The 19,922-nt window shown below is 59.9% G+C and carries 19 protein-coding genes and 3 pseudogenes; 7 read left to right on the top strand and 15 right to left on the bottom strand.

The window, feature by feature from the left end:
* Nucleotides 1-69: 69 nt before the first annotated feature.
* Nucleotides 70-291: a helix-turn-helix domain-containing protein gene (locus ACSQ9D_RS33120; RefSeq protein ID WP_436286010.1), complete on the top strand. Its 222-nt coding sequence runs from the start codon at nt 70-72 to the stop codon at nt 289-291.
* On the opposite strand, the gene ACSQ9D_RS33115 is transcribed toward ACSQ9D_RS33120, so the two are convergent.
* The 11 genes from ACSQ9D_RS33115 to traA all read right to left on the bottom strand — a co-directional run bounded on the left by ACSQ9D_RS33115 (nt 281) and on the right by traA (nt 12,704).
* Complete coding sequence (locus ACSQ9D_RS33115; protein ID WP_436286009.1) at nt 281-1,174, bottom strand: carbon-nitrogen hydrolase family protein; 894 nt, start codon at nt 1,172-1,174, stop codon at nt 281-283. The genes ACSQ9D_RS33120 and ACSQ9D_RS33115 overlap by 11 nt on opposite strands.
* A complete protein-coding gene (locus tag ACSQ9D_RS33110; RefSeq protein WP_436286008.1) occupies nt 1,171-1,824 on the bottom strand; it encodes an RraA family protein in 654 nt (217 codons plus the stop codon). The genes ACSQ9D_RS33115 and ACSQ9D_RS33110 overlap by 4 nt, the downstream gene beginning before the upstream one ends.
* 43 nt (nt 1,825-1,867) lie before the next feature.
* A complete protein-coding gene (locus ACSQ9D_RS33105; RefSeq protein ID WP_436286007.1) occupies nt 1,868-2,734 on the bottom strand; it encodes a TauD/TfdA dioxygenase family protein in 867 nt (288 codons plus the stop codon).
* Between the two features lie 119 nt (nt 2,735-2,853).
* Nucleotides 2,854-3,942 carry an ABC transporter ATP-binding protein gene (locus tag ACSQ9D_RS33100; protein ID WP_436286006.1) on the bottom strand — a complete coding sequence of 363 codons (1,089 nt, stop codon included), beginning with the start codon at nt 3,940-3,942 and terminating at the stop codon, nt 2,854-2,856.
* Complete coding sequence (locus ACSQ9D_RS33095) at nt 3,939-4,742, bottom strand: ABC transporter permease (RefSeq protein ID WP_436286005.1); 804 nt, start codon at nt 4,740-4,742, stop codon at nt 3,939-3,941. The genes ACSQ9D_RS33100 and ACSQ9D_RS33095 overlap by 4 nt, the downstream gene beginning before the upstream one ends.
* A complete protein-coding gene (locus tag ACSQ9D_RS33090; protein ID WP_436286004.1) occupies nt 4,739-5,638 on the bottom strand; it encodes an ABC transporter permease in 900 nt (299 codons plus the stop codon). Before ACSQ9D_RS33090 ends, ACSQ9D_RS33095 begins: the two co-directional genes overlap by 4 nt.
* A gap of 9 nt (nt 5,639-5,647) precedes the next feature.
* Nucleotides 5,648-6,691 carry an ABC transporter substrate-binding protein gene (locus tag ACSQ9D_RS33085; RefSeq protein ID WP_436286003.1) on the bottom strand — a complete coding sequence of 348 codons (1,044 nt, stop codon included), beginning with the start codon at nt 6,689-6,691 and terminating at the stop codon, nt 5,648-5,650.
* 363 nt (nt 6,692-7,054) lie between these two features.
* On the bottom strand, nt 7,055-7,669 hold the full coding sequence (locus ACSQ9D_RS33080; RefSeq protein WP_436286002.1) for a TraH family protein: 615 nt from the start codon (nt 7,667-7,669) through the stop codon (nt 7,055-7,057).
* A 16-nt stretch (nt 7,670-7,685) separates the two neighbouring features.
* Complete coding sequence (locus ACSQ9D_RS33075; protein ID WP_436286001.1) at nt 7,686-8,849, bottom strand: conjugal transfer protein TraB; 1,164 nt, start codon at nt 8,847-8,849, stop codon at nt 7,686-7,688.
* Nucleotides 8,839-9,399 (bottom strand): conjugative transfer signal peptidase TraF, encoded by a 561-nt coding sequence (gene traF / locus ACSQ9D_RS33070; RefSeq protein ID WP_436286000.1) that lies wholly within the window; start codon nt 9,397-9,399, stop codon nt 8,839-8,841. The genes ACSQ9D_RS33075 and traF overlap by 11 nt, the downstream gene beginning before the upstream one ends.
* Nucleotides 9,396-12,704, bottom strand: coding sequence for a Ti-type conjugative transfer relaxase TraA (gene traA / locus ACSQ9D_RS33065; protein WP_436286185.1), 3,309 nt, complete (start codon nt 12,702-12,704; stop codon nt 9,396-9,398). The genes traF and traA overlap by 4 nt, the downstream gene beginning before the upstream one ends.
* 253 nt (nt 12,705-12,957) lie before the next feature.
* On the opposite strand from traA, the gene traC reads away from it, so the two are divergent.
* The 3 genes from traC to traG are packed head-to-tail and all read left to right on the top strand — an operon-like array spanning nt 12,958 to nt 15,362.
* A complete protein-coding gene (traC, locus tag ACSQ9D_RS33060; protein WP_436285999.1) occupies nt 12,958-13,248 on the top strand; it encodes a conjugal transfer protein TraC in 291 nt (96 codons plus the stop codon).
* A gap of 4 nt (nt 13,249-13,252) precedes the next feature.
* Nucleotides 13,253-13,468 carry a type IV conjugative transfer system coupling protein TraD gene (gene traD, locus ACSQ9D_RS33055; RefSeq protein ID WP_436285998.1) on the top strand — a complete coding sequence of 72 codons (216 nt, stop codon included), beginning with the start codon at nt 13,253-13,255 and terminating at the stop codon, nt 13,466-13,468.
* Nucleotides 13,455-15,362: a Ti-type conjugative transfer system protein TraG gene (gene traG, locus ACSQ9D_RS33050; protein WP_436285997.1), complete on the top strand. Its 1,908-nt coding sequence runs from the start codon at nt 13,455-13,457 to the stop codon at nt 15,360-15,362. The genes traD and traG overlap by 14 nt, the downstream gene beginning before the upstream one ends.
* On the opposite strand, the gene ACSQ9D_RS33045 is transcribed toward traG, so the two are convergent.
* Nucleotides 15,313-15,789 carry a hypothetical protein gene (locus tag ACSQ9D_RS33045; protein WP_436285996.1) on the bottom strand — a complete coding sequence of 159 codons (477 nt, stop codon included), beginning with the start codon at nt 15,787-15,789 and terminating at the stop codon, nt 15,313-15,315. The two genes, traG and ACSQ9D_RS33045, sit on opposite strands and share 50 nt — an antisense overlap.
* A 573-nt stretch (nt 15,790-16,362) precedes the next feature.
* Here ACSQ9D_RS33045 and ACSQ9D_RS33040 point away from each other — a divergent pair.
* Entirely contained in the window at nt 16,363-16,632 is a 270-nt protein-coding gene (locus tag ACSQ9D_RS33040) for a WGR domain-containing protein (RefSeq protein ID WP_436285995.1), read from the top strand.
* 423 nt (nt 16,633-17,055) lie between these two features.
* Here ACSQ9D_RS33040 and ACSQ9D_RS33035 read toward each other — a convergent pair.
* The 3 genes and pseudogenes from ACSQ9D_RS33035 to ACSQ9D_RS33025 form a co-directional block, all read right to left on the bottom strand.
* Nucleotides 17,056-17,367: pseudogene (locus ACSQ9D_RS33035) on the bottom strand (DUF736 domain-containing protein).
* Between the two features lie 137 nt (nt 17,368-17,504).
* On the bottom strand, nt 17,505-17,828 hold the full coding sequence (locus tag ACSQ9D_RS33030; protein WP_037125231.1) for a DUF736 domain-containing protein: 324 nt from the start codon (nt 17,826-17,828) through the stop codon (nt 17,505-17,507).
* Nucleotides 17,829-18,383: 555 nt separating this feature from the next.
* Nucleotides 18,384-19,105: pseudogene (locus tag ACSQ9D_RS33025) on the bottom strand (IS110 family transposase); the annotation flags it as partial.
* Here ACSQ9D_RS33025 and ACSQ9D_RS33020 point away from each other — a divergent pair.
* Nucleotides 19,016-19,672 (top strand): ABC transporter substrate-binding protein, encoded by a 657-nt coding sequence (locus tag ACSQ9D_RS33020; RefSeq protein WP_436286184.1) that lies wholly within the window; start codon nt 19,016-19,018, stop codon nt 19,670-19,672. The pseudogene ACSQ9D_RS33025 and the gene ACSQ9D_RS33020 overlap by 90 nt on opposite strands.
* Nucleotides 19,673-19,743: 71 nt before the next feature.
* A pseudogene (locus tag ACSQ9D_RS33015) lies at nt 19,744-19,905 on the top strand (amidohydrolase); the annotation flags it as partial.
* Between the last annotated feature and the right edge of the window lie 17 nt (nt 19,906-19,922).

Raw genomic sequence — 19,922 nt, 5'->3', positions numbered from 1 at the left:
GACGCTCTGGTAGCTCACTACATACTATAGTTGATAAACTTACAGAGTTCGGATTGGCATCACTAACGCATGGATATGCGCGCGCTGGTCGGCCGAAATTTTGCGCGCCTGCGTCAAGAAAAGGGTCTGACGCAGGAGGAGGTCGAATCGCTATTGGGCTTCAGCCAGCAGTATTTGAGCGACCTGGAGAGAGGAAAGCGCAATCCGACGATCGTCACGCTCTACGAACTCGCCCAGGCGCTCGGCGTCAGCCACATCGACCTTGTCCGCATCGAAGAGCCTAACCGGTAACCGGCACTTCAACTTCGATGCCACTGCAATCCCCGCTCGACAGAGCTACACGGACCGCCTTTTCTGCCATCAGAACCCGGTGCTCGGCCATCGGGATTAGGCTTCGAACCTCTCGCACACGAACCTGGTCGATATCGGCCATCAGCACGGAGACATCGTTTCCGGCGTGAGCGATAATCTGTCCCCATGGATCACACACGATGGAATGGCCGAACGTCTGGCGGCGTTCGCCGTTCGGCATCGGATAGCTTCCGCATTGTCCGCAGGCGACGAAATAGGCCTGAAATTCGATCGCGCGCGCACGGCAAAGCACTTCCCAATGGGCCTGTCCGGTCTGGTGGGTGAAGGCGGCGGGCAGAACAAAGATGTCGACGTTTTCGTTTGAGAGGCGATCGAAAATCCGGGAGAAGCGAAGGTCGTAGCAAATCGCGCAAGCAATCCGGTTGCCGTTGAGCTCGTAGATAAAAAGGTCGTCGCCCGGAGCAACCGTCGCAGACTCGGCATACGTCTTGCCGTCGGGCGCGGTGATGTCGAACAAATGGATCTTTCGGTAGAGACCAACATTTTCTCCACGAGCATTGAACACTACGGTGGTGTTGTAGACGCGGTCATCATCTGCGCCGCGCTCCATGAGGCTCCCGGCATGGATCCAGATGCCGTTATCCTTCGCAAACTGCTGGACGAGCGCGTAGGCTTCACCGCCTGGCACTTGGTCTGCGGCGTGCTTCTTGTCGGCAACCGTTCCTCCCATCCAGTCGAAGTGCTCCGGCAGGACGATCAGGTCGGGCCTGCCTGTCATTGCGTCTCGCATGAGCCGTGCGACTTCAGCCAAATTATGCGAACGATCGGGCTGAGAATTCATTTGAACGAGAGCTATCTTCAAGACGTTGGTTCCTGGCGAAATTCAAAGATCGACCGGCCGGACGCCAAATGGGCCCGGACAGCCACCGAGCGCCGCTGTCGCTCCAACGCTGCTTCAGCAAGTTTCTGCATCCGCGCGAGATCGGCCGCGAACACACCTTCATTGTCCGCAAGCACTGCATAGCCAGGCAGCACTGCCGACGCACCGCAGGCAATCGGAACATTGAGCGAGCCGCCAATCTGAAACTTCCGGTTCGTGGTTTTGGCGGAGACACCGCGACACCAGACGGGAAGCCCGGTGCTGACGATTTCCTCGACATCAGTGCAGGGACCATCGATGACAATGCCTGCTGCCCCCTTTGCCTTCGCAGCCGCCGCAACCCCGCCGCCCACACAGGCGATGTCGTCGCGATCGACGCGTGATATCACAAGCACATCGCCCGGCAGCAGGAGATCGATCGCCTTGTAGATGATGACACCGTCGCGGCCGGGAGCCGCGACGGTGAAGGCCGCACCGGCCACGCGCGCAGGAAATACCGGGCGAATATTGTCGCCGAGAAATCCCAGGTGCTCAACATGGCCGATTGTTGCGGTTTCGACCGAAGACAGCAGCTCAATCAAGGCGGTGGGCATGGGAGGGCTTCGATCCATCACTTGATAGGATACTGTCATCGATTATGCTTTCTTGTTGTCGATCAGCGCCGCACCGGCAGGTTCAGACCGGCCGCTCTCCCGAAGTGGTGGTGCGATGCATGATCCGGATGGAGGCGGGATCGAAGGAATCGCGGCGGTGCATGGTGCAACGATTGTCCCACATCATGATGTCGCCCTCATCCCACTGTTGCACGAAGATATGCTTCGTATTCGTCGTATGATCCCAAAGCTCCGCAAGCAGCGTGTCACTCTCATCGCGGCTCATTCCGACGATCCACGCACCTTCGGGCGTACCGCCGAGGTAAAGCGCCTTGCGGCCGGTTTCGCCGTGCGTGCGAACCAGTGGGTGCACGATGCCGCTCCATTCGCGGAAGTCCTGGCTCTTCGGCGCCGACTTGCCAAGCCGCAGTTTGCCAGTCTTGTCATAGACGTTTTGGAAGAATATCTGGCGCCCATCGACAGCGCTTTTCAGGGCTGCCGGCAGCGTTTCGTAGGCGATATAGGTCGACAAGAAATACGTGTCGCCGCCTGAAGGCGGAACCGCGACGGCGCGAAGGATTGCGCCGGCCGGTGGGCGTTCGTAGAACCAGGTATCGGTATGCCAGGTCGCCTCGCTGTTGCCCATCGCACCGCTTGGCTTGCCGTCCTTCATCGCATTGCTAATGACAAGGATTTCCGGGTGTGTCGAATGCCCTCCTTCCTGCAATTGTTTGGGATGGATGACGAACTCGCCGAAATGACGAGAGAATTGTACCTGCTGCGCGTCGGTTATGCAGGCCCTCTTGAAACGAACGACGCCATATTGCAGCCAGAACTTTCGAACCTCGGCGACGTCGCTGCTGTCATAATCACTAAAGTCAAAACCCTCGATGTCGGCGCAGACGTTGCTGGCATGCTGGACGGCGCGAAGTCTTATTTTGGTGAGCATCTTTGATCTCCTGTTGCTGACCTTACTCTCAAGATCCCGATCATCGTAGGGCGGGTGAGGCCGGCATCGCCAATATCGATCGGATCGCATTGATACGCGTCAGTTATGGATCACGGCTGCTACTCCGCCAGAACCTGAACATCATCCGGATCGATGCCAAGCTCGATGGTTTCGCCGACACCTGGGAGCGACTGAGACTGGGACGAGCGTGCAAGAACCGTCAGAACGACATGGGGATCGATTTCGACCGAGAGCTCCAGCGAGGCGCCCAGGCTGACGATCCGGCGAACGGTTCCGGCCAGGCGATTGATGCCGCTGTCGGTGCCTTCGCCGTGATTGTTCAGGATCGCGATGTCTTCAGGACGAATGCAGCAGAAGTGTGCCTGTTCACAGTGCTGGCGAAGCTTCGCTCGCAAGTTCACCGCGCTCCGGGAGAGACGAATGTCGAGGGCCGATGCCTGCTCGCTCGTGGCTTCTACCGTGAGGATGTTAGACTTCCCGATAAAATCGGCCACGAATGAACTCGCGGGATGCCGGTAAATCGAAGCGGGTTTACCTTCCTGGGCGATGACACCCTGCCACATCACCACGATCCGGTCGGACATCGCCATTGCTTCTTCCTGGTCGTGCGTCACATAGACGAAGGTCATCCCGAGTTGCTGCTGGAGTTCCTTCAGTTCGAGCCGCATGGCCTCTCTGAGCTTCAGATCAAGGTTCGAGAGCGGCTCATCGAGGAGCAATACGGATGGACGCGGTGCAATGGCACGTGCCAGAGCCACGCGCTGCTGCTGTCCGCCTGAAAGCTCCTTCGGATACCGCGCGCCGTAGTTTTCAAGATGAACGCTTCGCAGTGCCGATGTCACGCCGCCTTCGATCTCGGATCGCGACGTTCCCTTCATCTTGAGGCCAAAACCGACATTTTCGGCAACGGTCATGTGCGGAAAGAGCGCGTAATTCTGAAACACCAGACCGACGTTTCGCCGTTCCGGCGGAACGCGTGCCTGGCTCCTCCCGCGGATCCTGATGTCTCCGAGGGACGGCTCGTTGAAGCCGGCGATCATGTTGAGCGTCGTCGTCTTGCCGCAGCCGGAAGGTCCGAGAATGCTGACAAATTCGCCCTGCGGGATCTGCAGGTTAATGTCCTTGACAACGGGGACGGCCCCGAAGGACTTGCTGACGGAAACGAGTTCGATGTCGATGCTGCTCATTTGCTGCCACCATGGAGCTGGGCGGAAAATCCGCCGATTTTTTCAAAGAGAAGGATCACGGCGAGGATAAAGATCATCGATGTGACGTTGACGGACGCCATCACCGGATCAAGGCTGTATTCGAGATAGTTGATGACGGCGATCGGCAGCGTCGTGTCGCCTGGGCGAACCAGGAAAACGGAGAGCGGGATATTGTTGAAGGAGATGATGAAGGCGAAAGTCATCCCCGAGAGCATTCCAGGCTTGATGGCCGGCAGAAGAATGTGCTGCACCCTTTGGCGTTTGCTCGCCCCCAGGATTTGCCCGGCCCGGTCCAGATTGCCATCGAAGTTGGCGATCGACGTCGCCACCATTCTGATGACGAAAGGCAAGGCGAGAACGATGTGGGCACCGATCAAGCCGGGAGTGCCAAGCAAAGACTGCCGCCCGATCAGCGACAGGAACAGGACGATTGCGACGCCTTTGACGATCTGCGGCACGGACAGCGGCGATAGCAGCGCCGACATTATCGCCTCGCTGCCTGGGATCTTCTCGTAGGCAACGGCATAGGCTGCCATCACGCCGATCATCCCGCTGACAATGGAGACGATCACGGCAATCTTAACGCTGAGCAGGAATGGCAGAAGCCAGCGTTCCGAGGCAAGGTCGCCATACCATCTTGCCGTCCACTCCCAGGGGCGGAACGTCACGGCGGACGTCGGGCTGAAGGAGGCCGCAATGACGACCGCAAGGGGCAGCGTGATGAAGGCGAGGACACCCGCCAGCATGAGCCAGAATAGGGCCGAGAGCAGTCTGTTCATGACGCCGCCCTTCCTGTACCGCTTCGATTGGCGCGGTGACGGGTCTCAAATCTTACCCCGATGAACGAGATCACGAGCATCAGGAGAAGAAGCGCGTTAGCCATGACCGCGGCGAAAGGCCAGTCGATGTAAAAGAGAACCTGCTCCGAGATCATGGTCGCCAGAACCTTGAAGCCGGCGCCGCCGAGAAGCGCGGGCGTTGCGTAGGCGCTCGCAGCCATGGTGAACGAAAGCAGCAGTGAACTTACAATTCCTGGCACCGACAGCGGGACGATGACGTGCCGGACGACGGAAAGCCGCGAAGCACCCAGCATCTGAGCGGCCCGCTCGAGATTTTCGTCGATGCCCTGAATACTCGTCGTCAGCGAGAGAATGCCGAAGGGCAGCACCACATGGGTCAGGCCGACCACGACCGCAAAGAGGTTCTTTGAAAGGGGAAGGGGCGACGAAATCAGTCCGAGATGAAGAAGGACGTCATTGATGAAGCCCCGATCCTCAAGGATAATCAGCCATCCGTAGGTTCGCAGAACGACGCCTGCAAGTTCGGGTGCAAGTGCAAGGGCGAAGACGACAGCGCGCCACCGACTCCTGGAACGAGCCAGGAAATAGGCGACCGGATGGCCGAGCACGGTCACTGCGATCGCAACGAGGCCCGACATGACAGCAGTCCGACAGAAGCCGGCCATCGACAGCCCGTCTGTGAAAAACCGCGCGTAGCTCTCAAGGGAGAATGCACCGGCCTCGTCATTCGAGAAGCTGATCCCCATCATCATTCCCATGGGAACGGCAAAGAAGACGGCCAGGACAAGGCCCGCCGGGGAAAGCGCAAGATAGCTAGACAGCCGTCTGATCGGCTTCAAACCCGCTGCGGGCAGGGCAAGCGTGATTGTATTCATCGGAGCCTCTCAGTTTGCCTGAGGAACGACATCGCGCTCCCACTGTTCGGCCCAGCGTGGCAGTCTCTCGGCGACGCGCGCCAGATCTGGAAGAAGCAGAGATCTCAGGTCGGCTTCGGAGGTGATCTGTCGCTCGCGGATCGCTTCAGGGACTTCTATGTCGGCACGCGCGCTGCCCACCTTGTAGCCGCTGACCCACGCTTCCTGACTTGCCTTTTCCAGGAAGAAATCAATGAACTTCATGGCCGCTTGCTTGTTTTGTGCCCCGACAGGCACGTTCAAAGTGGCGATCAGCGGAATTGTGCCCTCTTTTGGCCGAACGTAGTTGACCGGGAGGCCCGCATCGACGAGGAGTTGGGCACGACCGTTCCAGAAAGGCATAGCCCAGACCGTCCCGTCCTTTAGGTAGCTTTCCAGAATTGCGGATGATTGTTCAAAGCCGATGGATTGTCTGGCGACCGCTTCCATGGCCTTGAAGCCCGGATCAAGATTGTCAACCAGATCGCCTCCGTTGATTACGGACATAATCTCAACGAGGTAGACGGCCATGATGTTTTGAAAGGTCGGCAACACGATTTTTCCCTTCAACTCGGGCGCCAGGAGAGCCGACCAGGACGTCGGCGTTGCAAGCTTGTCCTTCCGATAGAGGAGCGACATGTACTGCACCTCGTGTACCGCGCCGCAGGGACCGGCCGCCGACGACAGGCTTGGCATCAGCTTTGCCAGATTGGGGATAGCAGCAACGTCAAGTTTTTCGAGAACTCCGTCCTTGCAGCCCTGCAATGATTGCGACGCAGTCATCACGGCAACGTCGAAGCCCGGCCGGCCCCTCGTGGCTTTGATTTTCGCGTAGTCTTGAGACGCGGAGCCCACGGCATCGTAGATGACATTGATATCGAACTTGGCCTCGAACGGCCCAATAATGGCTTCGCGTATGATCTCCTCGTAAGGCCCACCGTAGCTGTTGACAACAAGAGTTTCTGCTCGAAGGGGCGTGGACAGGATTGCTGTCATGATCGCAGAGAGTAGGATCCGGCCTTGTTTTGTTCCCATGGCGTGGTCTCGCTTGTTATGTTGTTGCCATGGGAAGGTGAACAGCTGACAGCCACAGGTCCAATAGCGATCGCCGAAGATTATTGCCCTGCGGGTATCAATCGAGAGCACCGCCTTCGCAGCGTCCTCACGACATTAGCAGCGACATCATCGGCGCTTTCACCGCCCGAACGGACTGGTTTTGCTCGTTGACGCCCAGCTTTCTTGCCGCTGTCGCGGATGTGCTCGGCGTCCCGCCGCCTCCACGGCGTCCTTTGATAGCAGTTCGTCCCTCCCCGGCGCCGCATCGAGAGTGGCCATCGATGCGGACAACGCGGTAACTTGTGCGCTATTCGTTTTCGGAAGCTTAGCGGCTGCGAAGCATCATTTTCCGTGGATCCTTGAAAGGTCGATTCGCATCTCTGTTGATCCGACATCTTGCCTTTGCTCGGGGCTTTCGGTGTTCGTAGCCTCGTGATTGCCATCGCTCTTGGCTGTGTCCTCATCGGAAGGCGACGTCTTCTCAGTCGTCACGCTACTTCCCGGATCGGGAGCTTGAAACACGCTCACCCCCTCGAATTCGCCAGTCTTCCAAGCGTAGACTGCGTCCTTAAATATCTGAGGGAAAGCCTCTTCGCTCGTCGGGTTCCCGTACCACTTGGCGACGATCCTGAGGACGTTGGCGAACATCGCCGTGCCTTTGCGGAGGTTTTGGCAGGCATCGACGAGGTCGGACTTCAAATCAGCCGCGTCCTTGACGCCAAGGCCTGCAGGATACTGCGTCAGTCCAACCCGGACGACAGCATTCCCAACATATTGCCGCACGATCGCCATCGCTTCGTTGGCCGATGTCGCTTTCGGAACGAGGATAAACCGGCCGCTCGATTTGACGGTGACGGCGAGGGGATCGGCCGAGCCCGCGGCCGTCACGAACTTCTCGACGATAGCGGGCTTGAGGGAAGGGTCTGTGCATTCCTTTATCAGGGCAGAGTCGAGCATGGTGTCTCCTTGGCGGTCAGGTGTTGAAGGAAAGAACAAGCGGTTTTGCGAAGAGCTTCGCCCATGCAGTGGTAGCGGCGCGCTGGATGGCGACGATTGATGTTCCTTCAGTCCACCACCCGTTTCCGACCGCGACGACAAAGTCCGGGTCGTGGAGCATGGATTCGAGAACTGGCCAAACAATGAGTTGCTCATAACAAATCAGCGGTGCGGTACGACCGGCGCCCACAGCCACGACCGAGTTCGCAAAGAACTGCGCCCGCGCCCCGCCGCTTGTCCCAGACAATGACCGCCACGGCTGCCACATCGAGCCAGGCACTGGCATGCGCTCGCGGTAGAGGAGCCGGCCGCCCTCTTGATCGGTCAGAACGAGCACATTGTCGTAGCCATGGCTATCGACGACGACCGCGCCGGCGACAACGGTTAGCCCGCTTTCAGACAGATTTTCCTTCCAGAGGCGCTGGACCGTCGGCGTCCAGAAGCCGAGCGCGCTTTCTGGCAGCACCACAAAGCGAGCGCCATTGCTCGCAGCGTCGTGCACCGTTGCGTTTAGGTCACGCTGACGTTGAAGACCGGCCTCCCGGCCGAGCGAAGCGCCCATTTCCAGATCGACGCCCCGCCAACCTTCCGGTAGTTTCGGGTCGGTCCAGATTGCGGCGGACCACAGCCAAAAGCCTCCTAAGGTTATGGCGACAGCTGGCCACCTGCGCGTTACGAGGCCTGCGAGGCCAGCTGTCATGAAGCCAAGTCCCCGCCATCCCCATTCCGGAAACAGAACGCCGGCGGCCGTGATGGGATGCGCCCAGCCTGTAATTCCGAAAGGCGGAATGGCCATGACGGCAGCCGCGAGGAGATAGCGAAACGGGCGAACGCTGGTGTTCTTCGTCCAGAGGACCGCATGCACCGCGACAAAGCTCAAAGAAGCGCACAGCCAGAGCAGCAAGCCCGGCCAGAGATCCGATGCATAGAAGGCGGCCACGCCTTGCGGCAAACCACGTGACGCGGCCAGGAAATATCCGGCGGAAACGAGTGCTGCCACCGATCTCGTTCGGGTGACGGACCAAAGAACCGGGAAGCCCAACGCGACAGGCAGGAGCAACACATGTCCGCTCCACGCCACCGCGCCTATTATGATCGACGTGAATATCAGGATCGTCGGCCGAAGGTAATCAGGGCGCATAGGTGAGTACCGCCTGCGCCAGACCGAGAATGCCCGAAGTGGGCACTGGCCCGAAATACCGGGAGTCGTAGGAGCCGACAAACGAGGAATGCAGAAAGACGTCTCCTGGCGGTACAATTCCGCTCGGAAACGGCGACAACGGCCGAGCCTTTCCGTCTCGTTGGACGAGACTGGAAGAGGAAACAACCCGCCCCTCCACGTTTACGCTGGCACCGATTTCGACATGCTGTCCTGCAACCGCGATCACCGTCTTGATGAGCGGTGCAACGCCACCCTGGCAGGAGCCGAAACGAAGATAGCCACGTGCTCTCGCCTCCCGCATTTTCGCGGTTTGGGGCGGGCAGACGAATACGAGGTCGTTGACGGCTGCCGGACGATAAAGCGGAACAATGCGCCACAAGCCGAGCGGCTCGCTCGGTGTCAGGTTGATGCGGTAACCGCCGGAGAAGACGGCAACCACGAGCAAGGTGGTGGCGGCTGCCGCCACCGGCAAGATCACGGCGGCTCGTCTTTGTTGCGCGGCGCGACGCGTTCCAGCCCATCGGGTCATTTCAGCGAGAGCCCCTGGCTCTTCGTTCGACGCAGTGTCCGTACCTGCATCAACGCCTCTGTCGTGCGTTCGTGCGCTGCAAGCTGCTGCACCGTTCGCATGGCGCTCCATGCTGATTGCACTTCGGCTTTCTGGCCTGGAGTCATTCCAGCGGTGACGGCCTCAAACGTTTTCCCAGAGGCTTCCTTCGCAGCCAGGCCTAAGAAGGTGCGCTCGCCGAAGCGTTCCGCAACGACCTTGGTGAAACCCTCCAGTTCCGCTTTTGCCATTTTGTCGGCAAGGGCGTATTCCAGGCCGGTCGGAAGGTCATTCCGATCAATGGCGTCCCGGACGCGTTCAAGGACTGATTTGGCGGCCGGCGAAAGCGCGGGAATGTCGATCGAGACCTTCAGGCGAGCGACGCGCTCTTGCGTTTCATGTCTGCGTTGTGCATCAGCGCGCATCTCCAAATAGCGCTCCAGATTGCGTGACAGCGCCGGTACGTTGACGAGCGCTGTCTCCCTTTCCTGCTTGTCGGCTTTGCTGGCGAAGAGACCTGCCTTGCCCTTCAGTGAGCCGAAGCTCTCGGGCTCGTTAGCGATCTTGAAGAGCGCCGTTGACGCGGTCATCCTGTCAGTCAGCATTGCATCAACGTTGACTGCCTTGAATGCGGCTTCCGGCTGAGCATAGACCAGGCGAAAACGGGTCGAGACGTCTTCCCATTGTTTCTTCAACACAGGATCGGCTGTGAGATTGTCTTCGACGGATTGCTCGATCGACTTGGGGAAGGTTGTGATGCCAGACACCATAGGCTCGGCCTCCTTGATCGCTTTATGGGAACGAGGTTGTTTCGCAGGCCCGAGGCCGAGCCGGGCTCCGATGGCCGCGAGCCGCACTCCGAGACCAATAAGGTTCTGCTTCTGCCGGACGGTCCAATCGAGCTGGTCCCGAATAATCGTGCGGGCGACGTTGACCAGATGGAGGCCACGCGCTTCAGCGAAGCGAAGGGCTTGGCGGCAGATGCTGCCTTCCAAATAGTCGAGCGTCGTTTCCTTGGCATTCCTACGCGACAGCAACGAGATCAGGCCGCCGACCCTGGCGAAGGATCGTCTTCCATAATAGACACTGAGATCCTCGCGGTGACGCGTCATCGCGACATAAGTTAGATGACGGTCTAGGGATAGCGATCCGAGCACCTTGACCTTGTCGACTGTGGCGCCTTGGCTCTTGTGGATAGTGGTGGCGTAGCCATGATCGACGTTATTATAGAAGCCCTGTTCAACGGCGACGCGACGCCGGCCGTCGCCTTCCCCGACCTCGGCGACAATCTTGCCCGGTGACGCCTCGACCACCTTGGCGAGCATACCGTTCTTGACGCCGAGTAAGCCCTCATTCTTGAGAAAGACGATCTGGTCGCCGGCGGCGAAATTTCGGCTGCCGTCAGCGGTTTCAAAGACCGAACCCTGATCGATAAGGCCGCGCTCGATCAGCCTGGCACGCGCCAGCCCATTCAACATTCGCACGTCGCGGCGAAGATGGGCGAGGATCAACGAGCTTTCGGCCGGGTCGTAGTCACGGCTCCAGTCAGCGATCAGACTACCGACGGCTTCGGTTTTCAGATCCGAGCCGATCACCTTCCCATTGGTGCTATACGCCTCCACCGCCTTTGCGACATTACCACGGGCAAGATCAAGCGAAGCGTCGCGCATCCATTGCTCGCGTTGACGATAGATGGTTTCGAGCTCCGCGTAACCGATGCGACCGGCGATCGCGCGGAAAGCCGCACCTGCTTCGATAGGTTGGAGCTGGTCGGGATCCCCAACCAGGACGAGCTTGGCGCCAGCTTTGGTGACTGCTTCGACAATGATCGCCATCTGCCGCGAAGACACCATGCCCGCTTCGTCGAGAACGAAGACTGTACTGCGGTCAAGCTGGTTGCGACCCTCGTTCCAACGAAGCTCCCACGACGAAAGCGTGCGTGAGGCGATACCCGCTTCCTTCTCCAGACCTTCCGCCGCTTTGCCGGCAAGCGCCCCTCCGACGACGCGGTAACCGGCTGCTTCCCATGCCTCGCGTGCCGACTTCATCATCGTGGTCTTGCCGGCACCCGCTCGCCCTATGACCGCGGCAATCCGCTGGTCACTGGTGACGCGCTCGATCGCCGATCTTTGCTCGTCGGACAAATGCGAATAGCGTGCAAACGTCGCATCGAGTATCGCCCGCTCAACGCCATGCGATGATCGCTGCCAAAGCCAGACCGACCTGTTTGCCAATCCGGCCTCAAGCCGAATCAGCTGACGCGTCGTGTATTTCGTCGGCGAGCGCTGGCCGGTCGCAAAGTCAATGCGCTCCCGCTCGAGACGAAGGGTTTGCGGGCTCTGCAGGATGCGCGCCATCAGGCTTTGAAAAAGGCCGGCATCATCAATGTAGCGATGCAGAATCTTGGCAACATCCCTGCTATCGAAGACGCTCTTCTCGCGCGTGATGAGGTCCAGCACGATTTCCGGACGGCGCTGAATGCGGCGAGCGTTCTCCGCCCGACGTTCCTCCTGCAGTTCGAGTCTTTCGAGCGAAACCCGTTCTTCCGCACCGCCCGCCTTCCGCTCAATTGCCTTGGCGCCAACACCGAGATGAATGGTTGGTGTCAGTTCGATACCCTGCTTCTCGAAGGACTGGCCATCGATGCGAATGTCCAGGCCAGCGAGCGCAAGATGCCGGTTATGGCAGGCGAACCAGCCATCGCGAAACGCATTGAAGTCAACGAGGCTACCAGCCCAGAGCTCGTAGACGATCTTGCCGGCATCGTTGCGAACCGGTTTTCCGTCTGACCCAAGAATGGCAACCTTCTTGGCGCCGAAGCCATCCTCGGTGATCGGCCGCAGCGTCGTCATCAGATGGACATGAGGGTTGCCTGGGGCATCGTGATAGACCCAGTCAGCCACCATGCCTTTTGCGGTGACGTGATGTTCGACGAAATCGCGGACCAGCGCGATGTTCTGCTCGGCCGTCAGTTCGAGCGGCAAGGCGATCGTGACGTCTTTGGCAAGCTGGGCGTCTTCACGCTTTTCGAAGGCCTCGACCTTGTTCCAGAAAGCCTCGGCTGCGCCGGCAATGGAGCGGTCCGCGATCAGCGCTCGCAACCACTCGGGCGCATCGACTGGAATGACGAACTCCTCGTGCAACAAATCTTGCTTGCGGGTGTAGTCGACCGTGCGCGCCTCCCGTTCGCAGTCCATCTTGGCGCAGTGTCGATAGGCAGCCGACAGGACGGCGCTGCGGCCGGAGCCGCGGGCGACGATGCTGACGGAGAAATGCGGGACGGCCACCGGATCGCGCTCCTGATTGCGAACAAAATTCAATGCGTTCGTTAGGAGCGGCGGCCCCGCCAGGACCTTGAGCGGAGGCGTCGCGGCAGCGACGTATAATTGCGCCATTCGGACCCGCTCCTTCGGAACTGGATGGATCATGGTCAGCTGCGTTGGCTGCGCCAACTCGCATTTCTGTTGGTAGATCGGCACGCCGATCTGCGGGACTGTCATGCTGCTCGATCTCGCAACAGCACGAAAGGACCGATCGGAAATGAAGAAACCCTCTGCAAAAATCCGAGAAGAAATCGCACGGCTCCAGGATCAGCTGAAGCAGGCAGAGACCCGCGAGGCCGAGCGCATCGGCCGGATCGCTCTCAAGGCCGGTCTTGGAGATCTGGAGGTCGAGGAAACCGATCTGCAGGCGGCGTTCGAGGACCTAGCCAAGCGGTTTCGCGCAGCAAAGCCTGCCCCGAACCTCAGGGAGAAACGGGCCGCAGGCGGGGCGTCATCCGATACGTTGCTCGCGCCTGGCGCGGCTCAAGGCAACGTTAGCGAGGCTTGAGCGGATGCAGAGGACCACCACATCGCAGGCGCGCAAAAAGGATACGCGCGACAAGATCGAACTCGGCGGCCTGGTCGTTAAGGCCGGACTGCGGTTCGAAAAGAGGGCGCTCCTGCTTGGCGCACTGATCGAGCTTCAACAGCGCCTAGAGCAAGACGACAGCGAGCGTCAGCGTCTGACGGCAATCGGCGTGGAGGCTTTCGGCAATGACAACGAATAGACTGGCGCTTCTGATCATCCCATGCGGCGCGATGATCGCCATCACCATTGGCGTCTCTGGGCTCGAACACTGGCTGGCGGCTTTCGGCAGGACGGAAGCCGCGAGGTTGACACTCGGACGTATCGGCATTGCCGCGCCCTATGTCGCCGCCGCTGTGGCCGGCGTGACGTTTCTGTTCGGCGCGGCCGGTGCAGTCGGCATTCGCGTCGCCGGTTGGGGCGTGGCGGCAGGCGCCGCGGCGACGATCGCGATCGCATCGACGCGGGAATTCGCGCGCCTTGCCGCCTTTACCGGGCGTTTACCGGACGATCAAACACTGTTGTCCTATCTCGATCCGTCCACGATCGTCGGGGCGCTCGCAGCTTTCGTGGCAGAATGTTTCGCACTGCGGGTGGCACACCTCGGCAACGCCGCCTTTGCTCGTGCAGCGCCGAAGCGGATCGTCGGGAGACGCGCACTTTATGGCGAAGCCGACTGGATGAACATGCAGGAGGCGGCGCGGCTGTTTCCCGAGGCCGGTGGTATTGTCGTTGGTGAACGCTACCGCGTCGATCAGGACAGTGTCGCGGCCCAATCGTTTCGCGCAGATAGCGCCGAGACGTGGGGCGCTGGCGGCAAGTCATCGCTCCTTTGCTTCGACGGGAGTTTCGGCTCCTCGCATGGCATCGTCTTTGCGGGGTCGGGTGGCTTCAAGACGACCTCAGTGACGATCCCAACCGCACTGAAATGGGGTGGAACGCTCGTCGTGCTCGACCCGTCGAATGAAGTGGCACCGATGGTGACAGAGCACCGGCATAGCGCCGGCCGCGATGTCTTCGTGCTTGATCCGAAACGTCCTGACATCGGCGTCAACGTGCTCGACTGGATCGGCCGCTTCGGCGGCACCAAGGAAGAGGACATCGCCGCAGTCGCCTCCTGGATCATGAGCGAAAGCGGGCGAGCGCAAGGCGTGCGTGATGACTTCTTCCGTGCGTCGGGCCTGCAGTTGCTGACCGCAATCATCGCCGATGTCTGCCTGTCCGGTCACACCGAAAAAGAGCACCAAACGCTCCGACAGGTTCGCGAAAATCTATCCGAGCCCGAGCCGAAGCTTCGCCAAAGGCTTCAGGACATCTACGACGAATCCAAGTCGCAGTTTGTGCGCGAGAACGTTGCCGCCTTCGTCAACATGACGCCCGAAACCTTCAGCGGTGTCTATGCCAACGCGATCAAGGAGACCCATTGGCTCTCCTACCAGAACTATGCCGCGCTGGTTTCCGGTTCGAGTTTCAGGACTGACGCCATCGCCGACGGCAACACCGACGTCTTCATCAATATCGATCTCAAGACATTGGAAACCCATGCGGGCCTGGCGCGAGTGATTATCGGCTCGTTCCTGAATGCCATCTACAACCGCGACGGTAAGATGGGCGGCCGCGCCCTCTTCCTTCTCGACGAGGTTGCCCGGCTCGGCTACATGCGCATCCTCGAGACTGCGCGAGACGCTGGCCGCAAATACGGCATCACCCTGACGATGATCTACCAGTCGATCGGCCAGATGCGGGAAACCTATGGGGGCCACGATGCGTCGAGCAAATGGTTCGAGAGCGCGAGCTGGATCTCGTTTGCGGCGATCAACGATCCGGAGACGGCAGATTACATCTCGCGCCGGTGTGGCACGACGACGGTCGAGATCGACCAGCTCAGCCGCAGCGTCCAGTCGCGTGGATCGTCACGCACGCGCTCCAAGCAGTTGGCGCCTCGTCCCCTGATCCAGCCGCATGAGGTTCTACGCATGCGAGGGGATGAACAGATCGTCTTCACCGCCGGCAACCCACCGCTGCGCTGCGGCCGGGCGATCTGGTTTAGGCGGGAGGCAGGCCGCTTTCAATCACGGTGTCCCAGTTCATGCTGAGAACAGCGGTCGTCCTTTCATTGAACTCGTTAAATAAGGTGTCGAGACGTCGCCATTTAGCGTCCCGCTCCTTCTGGCCGCGATTGTAGCGTTGCATCAGCATGCGGATCATACGGACAATCATGGCCCGGCGGACGAGACGAAGATCCGCGGCTGAGTATGTTCCGAGATGATGTCCTGTGTTGGCTGACGGGTCCACGAGCGCGAAGACGTCTTCGAGTCCCGGCCAATCCTCCGGCGAGGCAGTGCGGCCTTCAGCAAAGATGTGATCGACGAACTGCGACACGAAACGCTCCAGGGCATTGCTCGGTCCGTCCAATCTCAGACGCTCGGTGTTGAGAAGCTGCGAGGTGAACTCGGTCGCAAAGAGCAGGCCTGCGTTGAACGAGAAGCCGGCGCCCACGATTAGAAGGTTCTTAGGTTCCATTTATTCCTGCTTTTTCCGGCATCGTTGAGCCGGGGCTAGCCGCTCTTTCAGAGCGTTATGCCCTACATATCCCTGTGTCGATGAGAGGGCCTGCCAACTATAAGTTCGGCGAAAGCCCACTGTAAGCCTATCTCACTGCCGAAGGTGTTTGACGCCAATAAGCTCGAGCCATGGCCTTGCGGTCATGAACGGTTCGGGGGGACACGCGTCGACAACATCTGCCGGGGCGGCGAATAGAACGTAATTCGTCCCTCGTTCTCCCGTCGCGCTTCGGTAACGAAGCCCGTCAACCGGTCAAGCTCATTCACTTTGCGGCGAAACGCACTCTGATCCAACCGCTCGCCCATGACGGTCTGATAGATTCCTTTGCATGATCGCCGTCATGCGGGAGGATCGTCATCCGGATGGACGGGACCGTTCGCGGGCTCCGTTCGTGACAACGAATAGAGCCGTATGCCGCAGGCGGACCTTCCTCGATCAGCTATGTCCGACATCACGGAAATGAATCGATGAGCCGGAACCGATTCAAAACTGTCGTTGGACGCAGAATCTCGAAAGCGCGATTCTCCAGGCATGATCACGCAGCCCTACAAGCTCTATGTCGAACGGAAAGACCCGGCCCGAAACATGGCGAGGTTTTACGCCGTGTCGATCGATCAGACCCTGTTTGGTGAAGCCTGTCTGACACGACGCTGGGGCAGGATCGGAACGTCGGGCCAGTCAATGACCCACCATTTCGAGCGCGAGCAGGACGCTGTTGTCCTGTTCCTCAACTTGATCCGGCAGAAGCGCAGTAGAGGCTATGTCGCGGTAAGCAGCAGGCGAGGGGTATCGACGTCCTGAAGACATCGAGCGACCACTCGGCCCGAATCTGCCATCTGGCCAAACGCCTCCGAGTGAAGCAGAGATTGATAAGCTTATGAACCTGCGACCATCGACCAGCTGGCGATCCACGCTCCTCGCAACCATTGTCCTGGCGCTGATCGCCAATTCATGGTCGTTCCAGCCCTTCTCGGCTGGGATGCCGGGCCAAGGATCGCGCATGCAACCGCTGGCGGCGGCGAGTGGGGGAGCCGATTTCCGCGAGGAAATTGGTGGAACCGCTCGTCCTTGTGGCCGTCATTCCGGCCCGGCACACTCGTTCGATCTGAGCAGCTATTCTCGATTTCGTTTGGCACCAAGAAAGCCGGACCGGGCTCGGCCCCGGGGCCGGCTTACACACGCGAGGGGAGAAGGCCCCGTCCGATGGGCGGGGCCTCGATCCTGTCAATCTCGGGTCTGGCGGGACCAGATCAGCTGGTAGCTGTCTTCGCCTTCGACCTCGGTCAGCGTGGCGTAGATCGGAGCCGGGAAGCTCGGATCATCGAGCTTGACTGAGATGTAGTCGCGCTCGGTTTCGCGGGCCCGCTTCTGCTAGCCTGCGCCGAACTCGACATTGCCGGCCAGAACCCGGAAGTCCGGGGCGCCTTCGGAGGCGCGTTCGACCCTGACGATCTTCGCCTTGACGGTGAGGTTGAGGGTCTTGATGGTGCCGGTGAAGCCGTCGTTTGAGGCGGTGAAAGAGCCGATGGTTGCCATTGTCGCATTCCTTTTCTGTTGCTCGAGCCGCGCCCATCGCGGCCTCATAGGAGAAGCCACTCGTCAAGCTGCTGTTTCGAGCCGCGAGTGGCGGGTTTTCGTGACGCCCCAGTTGTGGGGCATCACATCGAGAGCGGTCAGTCGCCAGACCGGCGGTTCGGACGCGACCAGATGAGACTGAAGCCCTTGCCATCTTCGTCTTCGACCAGATTGGCGTAGAGCGGAGCGGTAAAGCTCGGATCGTCAAGTTTGAGACCGAGGTAGCTGCGGCCCTCGTTGGACTGCTTGGACCAGGCGGCTCCGATTTCTATGCGGCCGACGAAGACGCGGTGGCTGGGAGCGTTTTCGCCGCTGGAGCGCGTATCGGAAACGATGCGGACGTTCTTGGTCTGGAGGGAAAGAGTGACGATCTCGCCGCTGAAGTCGTTGCCGGATTGTTGGAAGGTTCCGATGGTAGCCATTGTCGTTCTCCTGACTGGGTTGCCGAAGCCGCCCCTTGCGGCCTCGATAGCGGTCGTGAGGCGCCGATCGGGCCGACTGCATCCCAACGGGACCGCAGCGCTAGCGCAGGACGGCGAAAGCCGGACTTGTTGTCTCGCGAGGAATGCGGCGGAGCCGCAGGGGAAGAAGTTCGGCGAAGCCGTTGCAGGATCAGGACAGATTGGCGTCAGACCCGCCTGAAGAGAGGCCGTAAGGGGCGGCTTCCGGACACCGGTCTCGCGAGAACGATGCTGGGCAACGGTCTTCCAACCATGAGCCGGCAATGGTGGCGCGTCGGAGTTCGCCTTTTGAACCTGCGGTCTGAGCCCGTTCCTTGATCCGCGCCCTGCACGTATCAACCTCATATCCGGTCGCCGTTCCAACGGCCGCACCACAACCCCGCCTGCGGCGGCCAGGGCTCAGGAGGACGAGACCATTCTCGATGACGGCGTTTGAAGCCAGGCCGCAATTCGGTCGTCCACCTGGTTCCGGCGAGGCTGATCAGGCCTGTGCCGAATTGGTATGCGCTTAAACGGTCAAGGTCTGACCACCGCACCCTCGATCACGACGCCCGCTTTGGCATACTTCCACAACGCCACAACCAGTTTGCGCGCCAGTGCCGTGATCATCACCTTTTTGAAGCGGCCGCCATTTTGCGCGACCCGTTCATTGAACCAACGACTGAGCGTTGATGCTGGCTGGTGCCTTAACCAAAGCCAGGCCATTTCCAACAGGGTCGATCGAAGCCGAGGATTCCCGGACTTCCCGATCCCTTGTTCCCGGTCAATCGATCCGCTCTGCCAAGGCATTGGCGCTAGCCCCGCATACGCGGCGACCTGGCGCCGATTGTCGAAGCGCCGGAACAAGCCCTCACCCCAGAGAACAGCAGCAAACTCGGGCCCGATACCGACGACCTTCGACAGCAACACCACTTCGCGAGCAGATTGCCGTTCCTCCGCATGTCGTCACGCTCCGCTTCGACATCCTTGATCTGGCCGATCAGCAGCTCCATTCGGGCCAGCTCGCGCAGAACCTGCCGCTTCATGTGTAGCGGCAGAGCCCGTCCATCGCCCGTACGAAGGGTCTCCAGCTGCTCACGTCGATCACGTCGCAGGGGATCGTAGCCGGTGATGCCCTGCGAGAAGAGCAGACCCTTGATACGGTTGCTGTGTCGGATACGCTCTTCCATCAGAACTTTACGCTCTCGGACGATGCGACGGCGATCTTCTTCATTGGGCGTCGGCACCCGCAACATCGAGTCCTCGACAAGCGGCCGCCGCCGGATCTCGCTAAGGCCAAGGAACTGTTGACCGAAGCCGGATACCCCAATGGCTTCCAGGTAACGATGGACTGCCCCAATGACCGTTACGTGAACGATGCCGCAATCTGCACCGCGGTCAGCGCTATGCTTGCACGTGTCGGCGTCAAGGTCGATGTCGACACCCGCACCCAAGCCACCTTCTTTGCCGACGTGCTCTCACCAAACCAAACAGGATTTTACCTGCTGGGCTGGGCTCCGACTACCTACGACGCTCATACAGGCCTAGCGATCAACTTCAACACACGTGGGCCGACCGGCCTCGGTCTTGCGAACGTTGGCGGCTACTCATATCCACGCATCGACGAGCTGACGAAGGCGGTCGGTCAGGAACTCGATCAGACGAAGCGCAACGCAATGATCGATGAAGCGGCCAAGATCATCCAGGACGATGTTGCCATCCTGCCACTCCATCAACAGGTCGTCGTCTGGGCAATGAAGGATACGGTCGATATCCCCCAGCCGGCCGACAATATGCTGGCCCTTCGGCTCGTTCACATGAAGTAGGAACTCACGACGAGGGCGGCTTGTGAAAGCCGCCCTTCCCTTGGGCATCAGTTTATCTCCGGCGGCATCACATGTTTCTTTCCAATCAGGACATCGTCGATCTCATCGACTTCCGACACGAGCTGCATCGCCACCCTGAAGTCTCCGGCGAGGAGCGCGAGACGGCGCGCCGTGTCCAGACGTTCCTCGCCCCGATGAAGCCGGACGAGGTCGTAACGTGCCTCGGCGGGCATTGGGCTGGTTTGCCATG

The organism is Rhizobium sp. LjRoot258, assembly GCF_964254185.1.
Classification (GTDB): Bacteria; Pseudomonadota; Alphaproteobacteria; order Rhizobiales; family Rhizobiaceae; genus Rhizobium.
Note: the sequence above shows the minus strand (reverse complement) of the source record. Positions and strands in the feature narration are given on the sequence as shown.

Coding starts and splice junctions, on each gene's coding strand:
- ACSQ9D_RS33045 (WP_436285996.1), bottom strand. CDS start 15,789: ATGGAACCTAAGAACCTTCTAATCGTGGGCGCCGGCTTCTCGTTCAAC.
- traD (WP_436285998.1), top strand. CDS start 13,253: ATGCAGAGGACCACCACATCGCAGGCGCGCAAAAAGGATACGCGCGAC.
- ACSQ9D_RS33080 (WP_436286002.1), bottom strand. CDS start 7,669: ATGCTCGACTCTGCCCTGATAAAGGAATGCACAGACCCTTCCCTCAAG.
- ACSQ9D_RS33040 (WP_436285995.1), top strand. CDS start 16,363: ATGATCACGCAGCCCTACAAGCTCTATGTCGAACGGAAAGACCCGGCC.
- traG (WP_436285997.1), top strand. CDS start 13,455: ATGACAACGAATAGACTGGCGCTTCTGATCATCCCATGCGGCGCGATG.
- traC (WP_436285999.1), top strand. CDS start 12,958: ATGAAGAAACCCTCTGCAAAAATCCGAGAAGAAATCGCACGGCTCCAG.
- ACSQ9D_RS33030 (WP_037125231.1), bottom strand. CDS start 17,828: ATGGCTACCATCGGAACCTTCCAACAATCCGGCAACGACTTCAGCGGC.
- ACSQ9D_RS33085 (WP_436286003.1), bottom strand. CDS start 6,691: ATGGGAACAAAACAAGGCCGGATCCTACTCTCTGCGATCATGACAGCA.
- traF (WP_436286000.1), bottom strand. CDS start 9,399: ATGACCCGATGGGCTGGAACGCGTCGCGCCGCGCAACAAAGACGAGCC.
- ACSQ9D_RS33075 (WP_436286001.1), bottom strand. CDS start 8,849: ATGCGCCCTGATTACCTTCGGCCGACGATCCTGATATTCACGTCGATC.
- ACSQ9D_RS33090 (WP_436286004.1), bottom strand. CDS start 5,638: ATGAATACAATCACGCTTGCCCTGCCCGCAGCGGGTTTGAAGCCGATC.
- ACSQ9D_RS33100 (WP_436286006.1), bottom strand. CDS start 3,942: ATGAGCAGCATCGACATCGAACTCGTTTCCGTCAGCAAGTCCTTCGGG.
- ACSQ9D_RS33105 (WP_436286007.1), bottom strand. CDS start 2,734: ATGCTCACCAAAATAAGACTTCGCGCCGTCCAGCATGCCAGCAACGTC.
- ACSQ9D_RS33095 (WP_436286005.1), bottom strand. CDS start 4,742: ATGAACAGACTGCTCTCGGCCCTATTCTGGCTCATGCTGGCGGGTGTC.
- ACSQ9D_RS33110 (WP_436286008.1), bottom strand. CDS start 1,824: ATGACAGTATCCTATCAAGTGATGGATCGAAGCCCTCCCATGCCCACC.
- ACSQ9D_RS33120 (WP_436286010.1), top strand. CDS start 70: ATGGATATGCGCGCGCTGGTCGGCCGAAATTTTGCGCGCCTGCGTCAA.